Genomic DNA, 17,227 nt, shown 5'->3' with positions numbered 1-17,227 from the left:
AAGCTCAGAATGAAATTCGCTTTAGCATGTCTGCATATGCCAATCGCAAACCAGACTCCAATCCAACTTGAGCTCTCCAACCCAAATTATTCAAACATGCTGAATTCATCAATTTCCGGGGCGCCCCGTCTGGCTTATCAACATCAAAAATAATCTGCCCTGTATAACGGACTGTACTCGCAACGCTGGTCGCAAGTTCTTCGATTGTTATATCTTTCCCGCAACCAACATTAATATGACTAAGCTGAGGCTGTATATTGGCACGATAGATATCGGACGCAAGATTCATGACAAACACACTCGCAGACGCCATGTCATCCACGTAGAGAAATTCCCGGCGAGGTCTTCCGGTACCCCAGATGGTTACTTGTGTCGCTCCCGCTAGCTTCGCCTCATGGAAACGACGCAATAGTGCCGGAATGACATGACTATTCTCAGGGTGATAGTTGTCGCCCGGACCATATAGGTTTGTAGGCATGACGCTGCGGTAGTCGCGCCCGTACTGGCGGCTGTAGCTTTCGCACAGTTTGATGCCGGCAATCTTGGCCACTGCATAAGGTTCGTTGGTTGGCTCCAGCTTGCCTGTCAGCAATGCATCCTCAGCCATGGGCTGTGGCGCGTGCTTGGGGTAGATGCAGCTGGAGCCCAGAAACAGCAGCCTTTGCACGCCGTGCTGATGCGCCGCGTGGATGACATTGGCCTGCAGCATCAGGTTGTCGTAAATGAATTCGCCCGGGTAGGTGTTATTGGCCTGAATACCACCCACCTTGGCCGCCGCTAGGTAAACCTGTGTTGGTCCCTCTTCTGCAAAGAAGTCCTGTACTGCTTGCTGGTTGGTCAAATCCAATTCAGCGTGGGTACGGGTGATGATCTGGCTTGGCAGTACGCCTTGCGCAAGCAGGGCACGCACAATGGCACTTCCCACCATGCCCCGATGGCCAGCGACATAGATTTTTTCGGACAACGTATCGCTCATTTTTCCTTGCTCACTTGCACAGCGTAGCCATGTTGGCGCAACAGTGCATGTTGCTTGGCAGTTTCCAAATCCGAAATCACCATTTCCTGGATCATCTCATCGAGGGTGATTTGAGGAATCCAACCCAACTCTTGTTTGGCAAGGCCGGGGTCACCCAGCAGGGTTTCCACTTCGGCAGGGCGGAAGTAATGCGGATCAATACGAATCACAACGTCGCCGACATTGAGGGCTGGCGCCTTATCGCCCGAGATGGCGGCAACAACGGCACACTCGTCCACCCCTTTGCCTTCAAAACGCAGGCGGATGCCTAGCTGCGCTGCTGATTTTTCGATGAACTGGCGCACGCTGTATTGCACTCCGGTGGCAATGACATAATCTTTGGGGTAGACCTGCTGCAACATCATCCACTGCATGCGTACGTAGTCCTTGGCATGGCCCCAGTCGCGCAGGGCATCCATGTTCCCCATGTAGAGGCACTTGTCCAGCCCTAGTGCAATGTTGCATAGACCACGCGTGATCTTGCGGGTAACGAAGGTTTCGCCACGGCGCGGGCTTTCATGGTTGAACAGGATGCCGTTACATGCGTACATACCATAGGCTTCACGATAGTTCACCGTGATCCAATACGCATAAAGCTTGGCCACACCGTAAGGGCTGCGTGGGTAGAAGGGGGTGCTTTCCTTTTGCGGAATTTCCTGCACCAGTCCATAGAGTTCGGAGGTGGACGCTTGGTAGAAGCGGGTTTTCTTCTCCAGACCCAGAATGCGAATCGCTTCGAGCAAGCGCAGGGTGCCGATGGCATCCACATCGGCGGTGTACTCAGGGCTTTCAAAACTGACAGCCACATGGCTCTGGGCACCAAGGTTATAAACCTCGTCGGGCTGCACCTGCTGCATGATACGCACTAGGTTGCTGGTGTCAGTCAAATCTCCATAGTGCAATACGAAATCCCGATGATCAACATGGGGATCCTGGTAGATATGGTCGACACGCTCAGTATTGAAACGACTGGCACGGCGTTTGATGCCGTGAACAACATAGCCCTTTTGGAGTAGGAATTCGGCAAGGTAGGAACCATCTTGGCCGGTAATCCCGGTAATCAGGGCAACCTTGGATTTTGGTGTGGTCATAGGCTACTGATGGAGTTGCCTGGCAATGCTGATGCCTGCCTTCAGCGATCCGTAATGGGAGAGGTGATTATCGTCCTTAAAAACGCTGTGACCGTCCTGGACGACGTTGCAAACGCCTTGGGCACAAAGGCCCGCGTTAGGATTCAGCACCGTGAGCTGCGGGTACTCGAGCGCCACTTCTTCAAGGACAGTTTGCATGGGCTTCATTATTTGGTTGGCTTGCGCCTCTGACAACTCACAGGGGTACGGCGGACGTCGCCCAAAGGGCAGATGGCCCATACATAGACGGGGGTCAAATCCAGGCTCGATCACGGGCTGAAGGTAAAACACCTGCTTGCCCGCCTGACTGAAAAATTGCACAGTGGCGACAAGTGCCTCTTTGAATCTGGCCACCTCTTCCGCTGCAGCTCCTTCACGCACATAGCCACGTGAGACCAAAAACACTTTTTTGACGCTTTGAGTTGCGGAAATCTCTTTCAGGATAGAGTCCATCTCAGGCTGACAACCGAAACGATCTGCCACTGGCGCATATCCCAGCAATGGCATGCAAGCACCTTTGCCATCCACCTTTAGGCGATCTTTGGGCAAGGCTTGCGCCAAGCCCCAGAACGCATGCACGGCATGGCTGTCGCCCACAACGGAGGCGGTGATAGCTCCATCCGGTCGTGAAAAGAGGCACACCTCACGCTCAGGAAACACAAATGGCCGGTGGCATTTCGCCTCTGTAATAAGGCCGGTACGCTCGAAGTCTGCGAAGTCTTGCAGCGCCTGATCGTTGAGTTGAATCAATTTACGGTGCCGAATACGTTCTAATCCATCGCGGTGATCAATATTACTACCCAGCAAGCCAATAGACGCCACACCCAACACCAAGCCGCCGATAACCCATTTGCGAGGAAGTTTGTGTATCGGCTTTTCCACCAACAGGTAGGTCAGCGCAGAGAGCACCACGCTGGCAAGCAACAGCAGGCCGGTTACCCACGCCGGGGGATGCCCGGAGGCCATGATGTAGGCAAAACTCAACAGGGGCCAGTGCCACAGATACAGTGGGTAACTGATTTTTCCTACTGCCACCATGGCGGGATGGGACAGGAACCGTTGGTGCACCGCTCCCGAGGTGGGCAGACCAATCAACACCGTGGTTGCCAACACGGGAGGCAGCACAAAGACACCGGGAAACAACTGCCCTGAGCGCATGAGGAACACGGATGCCAGCAGTGCTACCAACGCCAGCCACGAAAGTAGGCTCGCATATTTGGGTCCAATCCGTGTGCAATAGCTAGCCGGCAACAAGGCCAGCATCGCTCCTGCCAGCAGCTCCCAAGCACGACTGAGCGGCGAGTAAAAAGCTTGCGTTGGGTCGCTGAAGGCCAGCCAGGTTGCGGCCCCCAGCGAGGTGAGCGCCACCAACAAGACCACACGCAAGGTATGCCGACGCAGACGCGCTATCCCCAATAGGAGTAAAGGCCACACAATGTAAAACTGCTCTTCAATACCCAGCGACCACAGGTGTAGCAGGGGCTTGGCCTCCGAGACCTTGTCAAAATATCCCGCCTCGAACCATAGGGTGAAGTTGGACACAAAAACCGCACCCGCCGCCAGATGCTTGCCCAGCTGCTTATATTCGCTAGCCAGCAGCGTGTACCACCCCACCAGAAAGCAAGTCACCAACACCAGTAGCAGTGCTGGAAATATGCGCAGAATTCGTCGCCCGTAAAACGCTGCAATGCTCCAGCTTCCATCAGATAACTCAGAACTCAGAATGCTGGTAATGAGATATCCCGAGATCACGAAGAAGACATCAACCCCAATAAAACCGCCCGGCACCAGCTGCGGGAAGGCATGAAAAACCACCACAGCCAATACGGCAATGGCGCGCAGACCGTCAATATCGGGGCGGTAAGCTATGCGCATGCAGCAGACTACTGCTTGCTCTTGAGCATAGCTAGGCGGTCGCGGTAGCGCTTGAGCACCGCGGCATCGGCGTTATGCATCTCCAACAGTCCAATGGCCATGCGCATCTCGCGAATGGCAAAGTCGTATCGTTTCTCGCTCTCCCAGATTTCACTGGCCATGTATAGGCCTTCCGGGTTGCTCACGAAAGACAGCAGAAAAATCTGGTTGATCGGTGTGTCAAACCGTTTAAGCGAATCCGTATTGGGGGTGAGATAACTCAGCAACGCAATGATGGCCACCACCACCACCACTACCTTGGTGGTAAAACTGGTCCCCGTTTTACTCTCTGTACTCATTTCCTATCCCCATTGAAATCAAACGGACTCGCGGTAAGTCCAAAAATGATGGCATAAAAAATTCACCACAGGCATCACTGCCACCACCGCAGCAATACCCCACCCGTAGCCATATCCCGCCACATGGAGCAGGTTTGACAACCCTGCAGACACCAGCAGACCCACCGTAGCCACCACAACATAGCGTTGGGCCACCACCACACTTAAAGCAGATTCAAAGCTCCAATAGGTGTTGATGTAGAGAGAGGCCGCGGTTGCCACCAAAAAAGCGATGGCATTGGCCAAGGCCGGATGCAGTCCGGCCCGCTCAATACACAAGCTGGCCACCACCACATGTGTAGCTGTGGCCAGAACGCCCGTGAGTCCGAATTTGACTGCCCTTTTCAACATCCCTAACTACTCCGACCGACCGCCGTATTGCTTGCGTACCAGGTAGACGGGTCTGCGCTTGGACTCAATGTAGATGCGGCCGATGTACTCACCCAACATGCCAATACCGATCAGCTGCACGCTGCCAAAAAAAATAATGGCCACCATCAGCGAAGCGTAGCCAGGCAAATCCACACCCTGCACCACCGTGCGAATGACGATGAACAAGGCGTAGAGCAGGCTGAGCACCGCACCCAATCCCCCCAAATAAGTCCAAATCTTCAGGGGTGCAATGCTAAACCCGGTTATCCCTTCCAGCGCAAGGTTCCACAGCTTCCATCCGGAAAACTTGGTCTGCCCGGCAGCACGTTCACTGCGTGCGTACTCCACCGTGGTTGTTCGGTAACCCACCCAGGCAAATAGCCCCTTCATGAAGCGTTGTTGCTCCGGCAGGGAACGCAAGGCATCCACCACGCTGCGGTCCATCAAGCGAAAATCGCCCACATTCGCGGGAATTTTGACGGTCGATAGCCCGTTATGCACCCGGTAGAACAGCTCTGCGGTCTTGCGTTTAAGGAAGGAATCAGACCTGCGGTCCACCCGCTTCGCCAGCACGACCTCAAAGCCAGACTGCCACGCTTCTATCATTGGGGCAATCAGGGACGGGGGGTCTTGCAAATCTGCATCCATAGGGATGACCGCATCACCCTTAGCCGCGTCAATGCCTGCGGTAAGCGCCGCTTCCTTGCCAAAATTGCGCGACAGCTCGACCACCACAAACCGAGCATCACGCTGCCGCAATCCAATCAGGCCTTGCAATGTGCGGTCCTTGCTGCCGTCATCCACGCAGATCACTTCAAAAGCCACGGTCGGCAAGCCATCCATCACCGCAGAGAGGGACGCATGAAACGCCTCGATGCCCTCTTCCTCATTGAAGAAGGGTACGACAATGGAGAGGAGCTTTTTCATCGGTGGTTAAAAACGGTAATCATTGAATTCGATCGTTACATCGCACGCCAACGACTGCAGATTCTTCGACCGGAATTGCACACGGCGTCCCAACTGCTCAGAAAGCGAATCGGACCAGTACCGATCATCGCCTGACACCTTCTCAGGCGAGTGCTTGCCACAGATCAGCACCGGCTTATCAGACGCCGCAATGGCACCGCGCCGTAGATCTGCAATGGCCTTTTGCCACAGCATGGCATCGGCCCGGTTGACGGACGACAACTGCCGCCAGCGCAGGTGATTATCCACCGCCGAGCTGAACACCAGAAAAGTGCACAGCACATAGAGGGCCGGCTCACGCCGGGCACGCGCACTTCCCGCCAGCAGAATCAGCAAAACCGCCAACAACAAGGCCAAAGCGAAGGAGCTCATGTAGTTGCCAACGTAATGTGGATCATCCGCCGCCCACTGCCGGTAACTCTCCACAAAACCATGCAACACATTGGGGGCAAAGATATAGAAAGCGATGAGCAGCAAAACCCCGTAGCGCTGCGGTGCGGCCAAGGTCTCAAAGAAATGCACGCGGGGCATCAGCACTGCGAAGCAGCCCGCCAGCAATAGGCCGTAGGCTACAGCCCACTGCAGGTCGCTCAACAAGGTATACCCCGCCACATAGCTCTTGGTGGCGGCAGTTTCCAGATGGAAGCCATAAACCGAGAAGCGATAAATGGTCTTCAGGATGGCCGACCAAGCGCCGTCAAAGTCAATAGACCGACCAGGTGCGGGCTGGAAATGCCGGTAGACGTAATAGACCACGATATAGCCCAAGACCACCAGCACGAGTACAAAATTCTGCCGCATCCAGGTCAGTACAAAATCGGGCAGAGCGCGCAAGCTACGGCGTTCAGCGTCCTGCCGCATCCAAGCCAGGGCCGGGAAAACACCCGCGTAGAACAGCATGGGTTCATAGGCCAGCAAGGAGAACGCAAACAGCAAATAGGGGCCTAGCACTACCCGCCCATCGCCCTGCGCCTGCTTGTGCAAAAACCAGGCAAAACTAAGAAACATCACCGCAAACTGCAGATTGAACATCAGCAAAAAGCCGTGAAATGGGCTGTAGTAGCCCGGACTTACATCAATGAAAGCGAGCCACACACAACCCACCAGCAAACCGGTCTTGAGGTCCGTTGCCTTGCTGCAAAAGACCACAAAAGCCGCCACCGTAGCCCCGTTGACTAAGATCTTGATGAGGTTGGCCAGCTCCCAACTCCCCGCTTTATAAGGCAATTGCGCCATCAAATTAATGGGGATCAGCCAGAAGCGCCCTTGTGCCGAGGCTGTCTGGAACACTTCGGACAGGCTTTGCCGGGTAATCCAAGGATCGTCTGAATTCGATAGCCACATGCCCCAGTGCGGCGCAAGCAATAGCATCAAAGCCAGTGTTCCACATAGCAGAACGAGATGCACACCGACCTTGTCCAAAGCGGCATCGCACTTCCCCCACGTGCTTGAGATCCAACTCATGTAGCTATTTCTATTCACTACTGAACCCACCCTAACAAAAGAGAAACTGCAGACTTGGTTGTAAAGGGAATTCCAGCGTCTCTGTCCTTCAGTCCAGCAGCAATCCATTGATCGAGACTCAATACAAGCGCCGTTGCAATATCGCTTGCTGACGCAGGTCCCCCTACCTGTTCAGACTCGACAACCATTTGACCTTGCTCACGAAGCATCCGCGCCATTTGCGGATTCCCATTGACGGTGGCCAATATCGGCCGCTGCATCCAAAGATACTCGTACATCTTAGATGGTATGTATTCGGCACATATCGGTTCGGTCCCGTGCAATAGCAACAAAACGTCCGTACTACGCATCCTACGTAGAATCTGCTCCCGTCCAGAAAGGCCAGTCACGTGGTCGGCTTCGATACGACCGAGATGAAGAACCATGTCCCGCACAGGCGAATGGGTCAGGTAATCAGCTGACACTGCATCCAACGGACCTCCGGTGACCTGCAACTCAATAAGGCTCCGGACCTCCGGCTTTTGCTGCACGAGCAGTTCCAGCGCACCAATGATCGGCGTGAGGTTGCGGGTATCGGAAAGCGAGCCGAAATGCCCGATGATCATCTTGGGGCCGGGAACATAAGGCGGCAGCTCTTTGAACGGATTGTCGATGCCTGGCAGCATCATCTTGCCGCGCTCGCCGAGTTGTGGGTGGCGGCGCTTTGCACTCGCGAGCGCTTGCTCGGTAAACCAGATGGCAACGTCCGCTTCCGTGCAAATCATTCGCTCCACCTCGGCCTGCATGCGTTCCTGGGGCGAATGAGGCTCGCGTCCAGGCATGACGAGCGGGTCATGCACTTCCGCCAACCAACGTACGCCCAACGCCCGTTTCAAGGCCCTGCCCGCAACGTGCGCCGCAAAAGCGCCGCCAGTGGAGTAGATGATGTCGAATTTCCGGCTTCGCGCCAGAAACCTTCCTGCCCAGTAGGCACTCAACCACCAGGACCAGGAGCTTTCAACGCGCCACCGCAGCTTCTCCAGAAACATGAACGGCAACAGGGGCAAGGCCAGCAGAACCATAACCAGTCGGTACAGCACCGGATTCGAAAGCCGCTTTCTCAACACATGCCGGAGTTCAAAGCGGACTCCCGCAGGACCCGCAGGCCACAATTGGTGGTGTTCATACTGGGTGTCCTTGCGCCCCGAAACGCCGCTGAGTACCACCAATTCAATTCCAGCGGCGTCCAAATGCGGGAGCTTGTCGGTAATGGTCTGGCTTGCTGCCCGCCCATCCATGTTGAACGCATGGGCGAGCACCAGCCAACGTTGCCTGTAACGTTTGGCAATTCTTCCGAACATTGCTTGGTAAGCTCCGGCCGACTGTTCCCAGGTGTGGGTTCGTGCAAAGGACAACGCTCGTTCGGAAAGTCTGCCTGCCAAGGTCTTGTCACCCAAAAGCACCGACACCTGACGGGCCAGCAACGCTGCATCCTTCGGATTCGACAGCACGATGGCGGTCTCGCCGTCCTTCAAGTCCTTCGCGATACCGCACCATGCCGCATCGCTTACCACGACCGGCAAGCCATGCGCCATCGCCTCCAGCACCACCATCCCATAGGAATCTTCCAGGGTGGGATGCACCAGTACATCAGCGGCGTGGTAAGCAGAGGTGACATCGTGCAAGGCCCCCAGGAAATGCACGCGCTCGCCCAAGTCCTGTGCGTTCACTGTCATTGCTGCGGTATGGTCGCCCTGCCCCACCACGGCAAGGTGCACCGATGCGGGCAGAAGTGCCATGGCTTCTATCAGTGTGGGCAAGCCCTTCTTGACCATGTCGTTGCCGACAAAAAGAAGCAGGTCCGCGCTCTGCGGCAACCTTAAACGTTCGCGCGCCGCCAGACGTTCCTCCGCGCGGGCCCTGCCAGGAGCAGCCGCAGCACCGGGCGCTACGACTTCAAGCATGGACTTCGATGCAGGAAATGCTTGCTCGACCACTTCCTTCAGCGAAGCCGAGGCGCACACAATGCGTTTCTTCAGAGCCCATGAATACCTCCGGTGCTCCAACCAGAGATATGCCAACAGGCGCGGGCTTGTCACCACCTTGAGCCATCGCAAAGCCAGCGAAAGGCCATGCCGACCGGCGAACAGGGTGTGCTTAACCGGCAGTACATGCACCGTCTGCACATTGCCGTGCCACGTGTTTTCGTGGGAGTGCACCACGTCGAAGCCCGTGCGCGTCAAGCGCCAGGATTTCCACGCGAAATACAGCTGGTTGATCCAGCGCGGACGTGCCAACGGCATGGGGATGGTGTGGTAGCTGACCCCCGGAACGTTGTGGTTGATCGTTTGTGCAAACACATGCACGTCATGACGCGCAGCCAACTGCTCGACCAAAGCGATGGAATAGCGTTCAGCCCCGCCACCGGTCGATGAAAAGTTGCGGCTCAGCACCGCAATACGCAGTCTGTCAGTCACGCCCACTCCTACAACAGCACGATGTCGTACTGTTCCTGCCCCATGCCCGCCTCGCTTTGCAGCGACACGGGCTTGCCGATGAATTCGGACAGACCCGCGAGATGCTGGCTTTCCTCATCGAGCAGCAGTTCGATGACCTTGGGTGAGGCCACCACGCGGAATTCACGCGGGTTGAACTGGCGCGCTTCGCGCAGGATCTCGCGCAGGATGTCGTAGGCCACGCTACGCGCGGTCTTCACAATTCCCTTGCCCTGGCAGCTCGGACACGGCTCACACAGCATGTGGGCCAGCGATTCGCGCGTGCGCTTGCGGGTCATCTCCACCAAGCCCAGTTGCGAAAAGCCGCCTGCCATGGTCTTCACACGGTCACGGGCCAACTGCTTGCGGAACTCCGCCAGCACCGCATCGCGGTGATCGGCACGGGCCATGTCGATGAAGTCGACGATGATGATGCCACCCAGGTTGCGCAGGCGCAGCTGGCGCGCGATGGCCTGCGCCGCTTCCAGGTTGGTCTTGAAGATGGTGTCGTCGAAATTGCGGGCACCGACGTAGCCGCCAGTGTTCACGTCCACCGTGGTCAAGGCCTCGGTCTGGTCCACGATCAGGTAGCCACCGGACTTCAAATCCACCCGGCGCCCGAGCGCCTTGGCGATTTCTTCGTCAATGGCATAAAGGTCGAAGATGGGCCGCTCACCCTTGTAGTGCTGCAGTTTCTGCGCGGCCGCAGGCATGAACTCCTGACCGAATTCCTGCAGCGCAGCGAACTGTTCGCGCGAATCCACACGAATCGACTGCGTCTGGTCGCTGACCATGTCGCGCAGCACCCGCTGCATCAGGCTCAGGTCCTGGTGCAACAGGCTCCCGGCGGGAAGACGGGTGCTGGCGGCCTTGATGCGGGCCCAGGCCTTGCGCAGGTAGCCGATGTCTTCGGACAGTTCCTCGTCACTGGCATCTTCGCCATTGGTGCGCAGGATGAAACCACCGCCCTCCTCGCCTGCCAGTTTCGCCATGCGCTGGCGCAGCTCTTCGCGCTGCTCTGCGGGAATCTTCTGCGAAATCCCGATGTGATCGTCCTGTGGCAGGAACACCAGCAGTCGCCCTGCAATGCTGATCTGGGTGGACAGGCGCGCACCCTTGGTACCGATGGGATCCTTGATGACCTGCACCATGAGCGCTTGGCCTTCGAACACCTGGCGCTCGATGGGGATCTGCACCTGATTCGCCCGCGACTCGCTCAGCGATTCTCCAGCGGCAGGGGGATGCCAGACATCGGCCACATGCAGGAAAGCCGCCCGCTCCAGGCCAATGTCGATGAAGGCCGACTGCATCCCTGGCAGTACACGGGCCACCTTGCCCAGATACACATTACCCACCAGACCCCGCTCCAGCGTGCGCTCCACATGCAGTTCCTGCACGGCGCCGTGCTCGACGACGGCCACACGTGTCTCCTGCGGGGACCAGTTGATCAGAATGTCTTGTTGCATGCAAAACCCAGGCTGCGCAAAGCCTGCGCGGTTTCAAAAAGGGGAAGCCCCATGATGCCCGAATACGAGCCGCTGATCTTCGTAATATACGCCGCCGCCAGGCCCTGCACGCCGTAGCTGCCCGCCTTGCCCATGGGCTCACCGCTGGCTACGTAGTCGCTGATTTCTGCCTCTGTCATCATGGCAAATGTCACCTGCGATTCGCTCAAGGCGGCCACCGTGCGCCCGCCCCAGGCCACTGCGATGGCAGTGTAGACCCGGTGCGTGCGCCCGCTCAATCTCTCCAGCATGGCACAGGCGTCTTCGGCATCGGCCGGTTTGCCCAGAATGACGTCGTCCAGCGCCACCGTCGTATCGGCACAAAGAATAGGTGCATTTTGGCCTCCAGCCCTCGCCAAACGGGCGCAGGCCGCTTCCAATTTGAGAGCAGTCACGCGCTGCACATAGGCATTCGGCGCCTCGCCCGACTGCACCTCTTCCAGCGCTTCGGCATCTTCGCCGGGCTCGGGCAGGAGCAACTGGTGATTGACGCCGATCTGCGTCAGCAGTTCGCGCCGGCGAGGGCTTTGCGACGCGAGGTAGATGAAGTCAGGCATGGCATGCCCAGAAGCCGAATCAGATGTCATGTCACTCGCGGTGGTAGGGGTGGTTGGCATTGACCGACCAGGCACGGTACAACTGCTCGATCAGCAGCACACGCACCATGGCATGCGGGAGTGTGAGGTCGGACAAGCGGATGCGCTCATGGGCTGCTTCCCGAAATGCTGGATCCAAGCCATCGGGCCCGCCGATCACCAGCGCCACATCGCATCCGCCGAGTTGCCAGTCCTTCAGGCGCTGGGCCAGTGCCGTCGTGCGCAGGCTGGTGCCCCGCTCGTCCAGTGCTACCACCCGGGCGCCCTTGGGAATGGCCGCTTCTATGCGGGCACGTTCGGCCGCATACAGGGTCTCCAGCGTCTTGGAGCCACGCGGCTCGGTCTTTACCGCCTTGAGTTCGACCTTGATCTCGTGGGGAAAGCGCTTGGCGTAGTCATCCCACGCGGTCTGGGCCCAATCGGGCACGCGCTGACCCACGGCCACGATGATGAGCCGCACCGGGTCGGCTCCTTAGGCTTTGCGTGCAGGTGCTTTCTTGGCAGCAGGTTTGCGGGCTGCAGGCTTGGCCGCAACCTTTTTCGCTGCCGTTTTCTTGGCCGGCGCGCCGACCACCACGGTCTTCACTGGCTTGGGCGCTGCAGTCTTGGCCGCAACGCGCTTGGCTGCTGGGGATGCGGTCTTGGTGGCAGCTTTCTTGGCCGCTGGTTTGGCCGCAGCTTCCTGCTTCTTCAACTGCGCCTTGGAAGGGAAAGCCTCGGCCACCCCCTTCTTGGCGGCGCTGGAGCGGCGCAGGTTCACCGGCTGCTCCTTGTCCGCGGCCTTCTTGGCGGCCGCCTTGGGAGCAAGCTTGGACGGTGCCGCAGGTTTCTCAGCCCCAAGCTTCAGGCGCACGGGTTTTTCACCCCACAGCTCTTCAAGCTGGTAGTAGGTACGGAAATTGGGCTGCATGATGTGCACCACGGCCTGCCCGCAGTCCACGATGATCCATTCACCATTGGCCTCACCTTCCACACGCGGCTTGGGGAAACCCGCCTCGCGCACCGCGTCGATCACGCTGGCCGACAAGGCCTTGGTCTGGCGGTTCGATGTACCCGAGGCGATCACCACACGTTCAAACAGGGGGGACAGGTGGGCGGTGTCGAACACCTTGATTTCCTGCGCCTTGACATCCTCCAGACCATCGACGATGGCACGTTGCAGTTTCTGGACATCCCGTTTTTCGGTAGTGGTAGTGGTCATCAGGCGTTTCGGTAAAGGTGATGTTGTTCAATATAGCGCGCAATGCGGGCTGTGACCAGCCCGTCCAGAGGCTGCCCCAAGGCAGCGGCACGCCGGATTTCGGTGGAGCTGACGTCCAGGGCGGACATGGGCAATGCCATCGGAGGGGGATTCATCAGGCCGATTTGGCCCTCGTTCCCCGTAAGTTCTGCGCGAACAGCTACGCAAATTATAGCAAGTCGCGCCACCTCATCCGCTTGGCGCCAGGTTCCAAACCGGCTCCATTGGTCCTGCCCCAGAATCAGGAAGAACGTGGCTCCCGGCTGCTCGGCATGGAGCTCCCGCAAGGTCTCCACGGTGTAACTCGGTCCGCTGCGCCGCAGTTCGCGGGCATCCACACAAACTTTTGGCAGCGACGAGAACGCCAATTGCGCCATTGCCAGCCGATGTTCCGGGGCAGATAGCGCACGCTCCTTGTGCCAAGCCTGTCCGGTGGGAATCACGCGCAACTCGTCCAGCTTCAGGGTGTCAAGCGCCGTCGCGGCCAGACGCAGATGGCCAGCATGGGGCGGATCGAAGGCACCGCCAAAGACCCCGATGCGCCGCAGCCCGGTCGTGCCCAGGGAGGTCACAGCCAATCCTGCTGCGGCAGGAAATCGGTATACAACGCGGCCTCCGCAGAGCCCGGTTCGGGTGTCTTCTGGTAGGCCCAGGTGGCATGGGGCGGCATGGAGAGCAGGATGGACTCTGTGCGCCCGCCCGACTGCAACCCGAAATGCGTGCCGCGGTCCCACACCAGGTTGAACTCCACATAGCGGCCACGGCGGTACAACTGGAACTCACGCTCACGCTCGCCATAGGGCGTATCCTTGCGCCGCTCCACGATGGGCAGGTAGGCATCCAGAAAGGCGTCCCCCACCGACTGCACCATGGCAAAGCCCTGCTCCTGCCCCAGCTCGGAAAAGTCATCGAAGAAGATGCCACCCACGCCGCGGGCTTCGTTGCGGTGCTTCAGAAAGAAGTACTCGTCGCACCACTTCTTGAAACGCGGGTACTTGTCCGCGCCGAAGCGTGCCACGGCATCGTGGCAGGTGCGGTGGAAATGCACCGCGTCTTGCCGGAAGCCGTAATACGGCGTGAGGTCCATGCCACCGCCAAACCAGCACACCTGGCCGCCACCCGGGGCATCGGCCGCGATCATGCGCACGTTCATGTGCACGGTAGGCACGTAGGGGTTGCGCGGGTGAAACACCAGCGACACGCCCATGGCCTCGAACGAAGCCCCGGCCAATTCCGGGCGGTGCTGGGTGGCGCTGGGCGGCAACTTGGGGCCGCGCACATGCGAAAAGCCGCATCCGGCGCGCTCGAACACCGCCCCGCCCTCCAGAATCTTGGTCAGCCCCCGCCCCTGCAAGGCCTCGCCGGCCGGCTTTTCCCATGCATCCGCCAGGAAGGCGTTGCCGTCCACGGCAGCGATGGCGTCGGTGATGCGCCCCTGCAGCCCTTGCAGCCACTGGCTTACACCCTGGGAAAATTCATTGTTGTCCATGCTGCTGTTGTCCTTGCTTGTTCAATACGATGGGGCTCATCCATGCAGGGCGATAGGCCACCACGCCGTCAAAACCTGCGCGAATCCTGGCCATGTCGGCCTCCCGATCTCCCGTAAGGTGCACAAAATCGACCACGCGCACCTCCTTGCGGGCGAAATCGACGCGGACCAGGCCCACGGGCACCTCTGCCCCCAACGCGGCTTGGTAGAAACCGCTGCGCCACCCCGGTGTCAACCGGCGTGTTCCTTCGGGCGACAGGGCCCACCAGAGCACTGCACCCTGCTCCTTGGCGGCTTTCAGGGCGTCAACAGCCTGCCCCACCACACCCTGCGGTGCGTTGCGGATCACCGGCTTGCCGCCGATCCAGCGCATCCAGCGGCCGAACAGGGGTATGCGGAACAAGGTGTCCTTGCCCCAGAAGGTGGCCGGTAGACCTACCGCCCACTTGGCCAGCACCAGAATCACGAAATCCCAGTTCGATGTGTGCGGGTAGATGATGACCACGCCCTGTCGGTACGGCAGCCCATGGAACACCACCCGCCACCCCCACAGGGAAAGAAACCAGCGTGCCAGCGGGCTACCGCGCAGTGGCACCATCTCCGCAGGCGCCATCAGGCCTTGATGGCGCGGTAGCCGATGTCGGTGCGGAACTGCTTGCCGGCAAACTGCACCGTCTGGGCCACTTCGTAGGCACGCTGCTGGGCCTGGCGCACGCTGTCGGCCAGCGTGGTCACGCACATCACGCGTCCGCCACTGGTCACCAGCTGCTCGCCCTGCAAGGCGGTGCCGGCATGGAACACGGTGGCATCTTCCGTGTCAGCAGGCACGTTGGTAATGGCATCGCCCTTGCGCGGTTGCATGGGGTAGCCTTCAGCCGCAAGCACCACTCCGAGCGCCGTGCGGCGGTCCCACTGGAGTTCCACCGTATCGAGCTTGCCATGCGGCCCGGGTTCGGTGGCCGCCATCAGCACGTCCACCAGGTCGCTCTTCAGGCGCATCATGATCGGCTGGGTTTCCGGGTCGCCCATGCGGCAGTTGAACTCCAGGGTCTTGGGTCGGCCCTGGGCGTCGATCATCAGGCCCGCGTACAGGAAGCCGGTGTAAGGAATGCCGTCCTTTTCCATGCCCTTGATGGTGGGCAGGATCACCTCGCGCATGGCGCGGGCGTGCACATCGGGCGTAACCACGGGCGCGGGCGAGTAGGCACCCATGCCGCCGGTATTGGGGCCTTGGTCGCCGTCGAGCAGGCGTTTGTGGTCCTGGCTGGTGGCCAGCGGCAGCACGTTCTTGCCATCCACCATCACGATGAAGCTGGCCTCTTCGCCTTGCAGGAACTCTTCGATGACGACGCGCGCACCGCCGTCGTTGTGGGTCACACCCAACGTGTTGTCCACCAGCATGAAATCAATGGCTTCGTGGGCTTCTGCTGCCGTCATCGCTACCACCACGCCCTTGCCCGCGGCCAGCCCGTCGGCCTTGACCACGATGGGGGCGCCGAATTTGTCCACGTAGGCATGGGCCGCCACCGGGTCAGAGAAGGTGGCGTATTCGGCGGTGGGAATGCCATGGCGGCGCATGAAAGCCTTGGAAAACGCCTTGGAGCTTTCCAGCTGGGCAGCGGCCTTGGTCGGGCCGAAGATGCGCAGGCCATGGGCTCGGAACTCGTCCACCACACCGGCGGCCAGCGGCACTTCGGGGCCAACCACCGTCAGGGCGATCTTGTTGTCCTGGGCCCACTGGCGCAGCTGCACCACGTCGGTAATGGGCAGGTTCTTCAGGCGCGAGTCGAGCGCCGTGCCGCCGTTACCCGGCGCCACATACACCATCTGCACCTTGGGCGACTGTGCCAGTTTCCACGCCAGGGCATGTTCACGCCCACCACCACCAACTACCAGAATATTCATTGTTGTTTCTCAATCAGGCGCCCCGATGGGCGCAGCTTCACAGGGGAAATCGGGGTTCACAGGGCCGCGTTGTGGTACACGTCCTGCACGTCGTCCAGGTCTTCGAGCACGTCCAACAGCTTTTGCATGCGGGCAGCGTCCTCACCCTCGAGTTCGATGGTGTTTTCCGGACGCATGGTCACGGTGGCCACCTCGGCCTGCAGACCAGCGGCTTCCAGCGCATTCTTCACCGCTTCGAAATCGGAGTAAGCCGTCAGCACCTCGATGGCACCGTCGTCGTAGGTGATCACGTCCTCGGCACCGGCTTCCAGGGCGACTTCCATCACTTTGTCCTCGCTGGTGCCGGGCGCGAAGATGAACTGGCCGCAGTGCTTGAACTGGAATGCGACCGAACCTTCGGTGCCCATGTTGCCACCGTGCTTGCTGAAGGCATGGCGCACCTCGGCCACGGTGCGCACGCGGTTGTCGGTCATGGTGTCGACGATGATGGCCGCACCGCCGATGCCGTAGCCTTCGTAGCGGATTTCCTCGTAATTGATGCCATCCAGTGAGCCGGTGGCCTTGTCCACGTTGTACTTCACGCGGTCGGCGGGCATGTTGGCGGCCTTGGCTTTTTCAATGGCCAGGCGCAGGCGCGGGTTCATGGCCGGGTCACCGGCGCCCTGGCGGGCCGCCACGGTGATCTCACGGACGATGCGGGTCCAGATCTTGCCGCGCTTTTCGTCCTGGCGCCCCTTGCGGTGCTGAATATTGGCCCACTTGCTATGTCCTGCCACGGAAATCCCTCTTGAAAATTCGTTACGCTATGCCCCCATTGTA

17 protein-coding genes are annotated in these 17,227 nt (G+C 59.1%); all 17 read right to left on the bottom strand.

The genetic code is table 11. The features are described 5' to 3' along the window. Positions 1-4: 4 nt before the first annotated feature. Genes RQP54_RS11880 through RQP54_RS11800 form a run of 17 tightly spaced genes read right to left on the bottom strand, consistent with a single transcriptional unit; the run spans position 5 to position 17,184 of the window. Positions 5-976: a GDP-L-fucose synthase gene (locus RQP54_RS11880; RefSeq protein WP_315678522.1), complete on the bottom strand. Its 972-nt coding sequence runs from the start codon at positions 974-976 to the stop codon at positions 5-7. Further along, a complete protein-coding gene (gene gmd, locus RQP54_RS11875; RefSeq protein ID WP_315678521.1) occupies positions 973-2,106 on the bottom strand; it encodes a GDP-mannose 4,6-dehydratase in 1,134 nt (377 codons plus the stop codon). The genes RQP54_RS11880 and gmd overlap by 4 nt, the downstream gene beginning before the upstream one ends. A 3-nt stretch (positions 2,107-2,109) precedes the next feature. Next, positions 2,110-4,020 (bottom strand): acyltransferase family protein, encoded by a 1,911-nt coding sequence (locus RQP54_RS11870; RefSeq protein WP_315678520.1) that lies wholly within the window; start codon positions 4,018-4,020, stop codon positions 2,110-2,112. Positions 4,021-4,028: 8 nt separating this feature from the next. Continuing rightward, positions 4,029-4,358: a hypothetical protein gene (locus RQP54_RS11865; RefSeq protein ID WP_315678519.1), complete on the bottom strand. Its 330-nt coding sequence runs from the start codon at positions 4,356-4,358 to the stop codon at positions 4,029-4,031. An 18-nt stretch (positions 4,359-4,376) separates the two neighbouring features. Further along, positions 4,377-4,748, bottom strand: coding sequence for a GtrA family protein (locus tag RQP54_RS11860; protein WP_315678518.1), 372 nt, complete (start codon positions 4,746-4,748; stop codon positions 4,377-4,379). A 6-nt stretch (positions 4,749-4,754) separates the two neighbouring features. Further along, entirely contained in the window at positions 4,755-5,696 is a 942-nt protein-coding gene (locus RQP54_RS11855) for a glycosyltransferase family 2 protein (RefSeq protein WP_315678517.1), read from the bottom strand. A gap of 6 nt (positions 5,697-5,702) precedes the next feature. Further along, positions 5,703-7,199 carry a hypothetical protein gene (locus RQP54_RS11850; RefSeq protein ID WP_315678516.1) on the bottom strand — a complete coding sequence of 499 codons (1,497 nt, stop codon included), beginning with the start codon at positions 7,197-7,199 and terminating at the stop codon, positions 5,703-5,705. Between the two features lie 17 nt (positions 7,200-7,216). Next, positions 7,217-9,655, bottom strand: a complete 2,439-nt coding sequence (locus RQP54_RS11845) for a glycosyltransferase (protein ID WP_315678513.1) — start codon at positions 9,653-9,655, stop codon at positions 7,217-7,219. 8 nt (positions 9,656-9,663) lie between these two features. Further along, positions 9,664-11,139 (bottom strand): ribonuclease G, encoded by a 1,476-nt coding sequence (gene rng / locus RQP54_RS11840; protein WP_315678512.1) that lies wholly within the window; start codon positions 11,137-11,139, stop codon positions 9,664-9,666. Further along, the gene (locus RQP54_RS11835) at positions 11,121-11,735 is read right to left on the bottom strand and encodes a Maf family protein (protein WP_315678826.1); all 615 of its coding nucleotides are present in this window, start codon (positions 11,733-11,735) and stop codon (positions 11,121-11,123) included. The genes rng and RQP54_RS11835 overlap by 19 nt, the downstream gene beginning before the upstream one ends. Before the next feature lie 31 nt (positions 11,736-11,766). After that, the gene (gene rlmH, locus RQP54_RS11830; RefSeq protein ID WP_315678511.1) at positions 11,767-12,234 is read right to left on the bottom strand and encodes a 23S rRNA (pseudouridine(1915)-N(3))-methyltransferase RlmH; all 468 of its coding nucleotides are present in this window, start codon (positions 12,232-12,234) and stop codon (positions 11,767-11,769) included. Between the two features lie 12 nt (positions 12,235-12,246). Continuing rightward, positions 12,247-12,975 (bottom strand): ribosome silencing factor, encoded by a 729-nt coding sequence (gene rsfS / locus RQP54_RS11825; RefSeq protein ID WP_315678509.1) that lies wholly within the window; start codon positions 12,973-12,975, stop codon positions 12,247-12,249. Further along, positions 12,975-13,586 carry a nicotinate-nucleotide adenylyltransferase gene (nadD, locus tag RQP54_RS11820; protein ID WP_315678508.1) on the bottom strand — a complete coding sequence of 204 codons (612 nt, stop codon included), beginning with the start codon at positions 13,584-13,586 and terminating at the stop codon, positions 12,975-12,977. Before nadD ends, rsfS begins: the two co-directional genes overlap by 1 nt. Further along, a complete protein-coding gene (gene hemF, locus RQP54_RS11815; protein ID WP_315678507.1) occupies positions 13,583-14,503 on the bottom strand; it encodes an oxygen-dependent coproporphyrinogen oxidase in 921 nt (306 codons plus the stop codon). The genes nadD and hemF overlap by 4 nt, the downstream gene beginning before the upstream one ends. Further along, positions 14,490-15,116: a 1-acyl-sn-glycerol-3-phosphate acyltransferase gene (locus RQP54_RS11810; RefSeq protein ID WP_315678506.1), complete on the bottom strand. Its 627-nt coding sequence runs from the start codon at positions 15,114-15,116 to the stop codon at positions 14,490-14,492. Before RQP54_RS11810 ends, hemF begins: the two co-directional genes overlap by 14 nt. Then, positions 15,116-16,408, bottom strand: coding sequence for a phosphoribosylamine--glycine ligase (gene purD, locus RQP54_RS11805; RefSeq protein WP_315678505.1), 1,293 nt, complete (start codon positions 16,406-16,408; stop codon positions 15,116-15,118). The genes RQP54_RS11810 and purD overlap by 1 nt, the downstream gene beginning before the upstream one ends. A gap of 56 nt (positions 16,409-16,464) precedes the next feature. Then, positions 16,465-17,184 carry a YebC/PmpR family DNA-binding transcriptional regulator gene (locus tag RQP54_RS11800; RefSeq protein WP_315678504.1) on the bottom strand — a complete coding sequence of 240 codons (720 nt, stop codon included), beginning with the start codon at positions 17,182-17,184 and terminating at the stop codon, positions 16,465-16,467. Between the last annotated feature and the right edge of the window lie 43 nt (positions 17,185-17,227).

This window comes from Curvibacter sp. APW13, assembly GCF_032337135.1.
Classification (GTDB): Bacteria; Pseudomonadota; Gammaproteobacteria; order Burkholderiales; family Burkholderiaceae_C; genus Allorhodoferax.
This window is presented reverse-complemented; position numbering and strand designations above follow the sequence as displayed.

Bases quoted from the DNA above. Each gene is read 5' to 3' on its own strand.
- RQP54_RS11860 (WP_315678518.1), bottom strand. From the start codon at position 4,748: ATGTTGAAAAGGGCAGTCAAATTCGGACTCACGGGCGTTCTGGCCACA.
- RQP54_RS11835 (WP_315678826.1), bottom strand. From the start codon at position 11,735: ATGCCTGACTTCATCTACCTCGCGTCGCAAAGCCCTCGCCGGCGCGAA.
- RQP54_RS11850 (WP_315678516.1), bottom strand. From the start codon at position 7,199: ATGAGTTGGATCTCAAGCACGTGGGGGAAGTGCGATGCCGCTTTGGAC.
- RQP54_RS11870 (WP_315678520.1), bottom strand. From the start codon at position 4,020: ATGCGCATAGCTTACCGCCCCGATATTGACGGTCTGCGCGCCATTGCC.
- purD (WP_315678505.1), bottom strand. From the start codon at position 16,408: ATGAATATTCTGGTAGTTGGTGGTGGTGGGCGTGAACATGCCCTGGCG.
- RQP54_RS11810 (WP_315678506.1), bottom strand. From the start codon at position 15,116: ATGGCGCCTGCGGAGATGGTGCCACTGCGCGGTAGCCCGCTGGCACGC.
- hemF (WP_315678507.1), bottom strand. From the start codon at position 14,503: ATGGACAACAATGAATTTTCCCAGGGTGTAAGCCAGTGGCTGCAAGGG.
- RQP54_RS11865 (WP_315678519.1), bottom strand. From the start codon at position 4,358: ATGAGTACAGAGAGTAAAACGGGGACCAGTTTTACCACCAAGGTAGTG.
- RQP54_RS11880 (WP_315678522.1), bottom strand. From the start codon at position 976: ATGAGCGATACGTTGTCCGAAAAAATCTATGTCGCTGGCCATCGGGGC.
- gmd (WP_315678521.1), bottom strand. From the start codon at position 2,106: ATGACCACACCAAAATCCAAGGTTGCCCTGATTACCGGGATTACCGGC.
- rng (WP_315678512.1), bottom strand. From the start codon at position 11,139: ATGCAACAAGACATTCTGATCAACTGGTCCCCGCAGGAGACACGTGTG.
- RQP54_RS11855 (WP_315678517.1), bottom strand. From the start codon at position 5,696: ATGAAAAAGCTCCTCTCCATTGTCGTACCCTTCTTCAATGAGGAAGAG.
- rsfS (WP_315678509.1), bottom strand. From the start codon at position 12,975: ATGACCACTACCACTACCGAAAAACGGGATGTCCAGAAACTGCAACGT.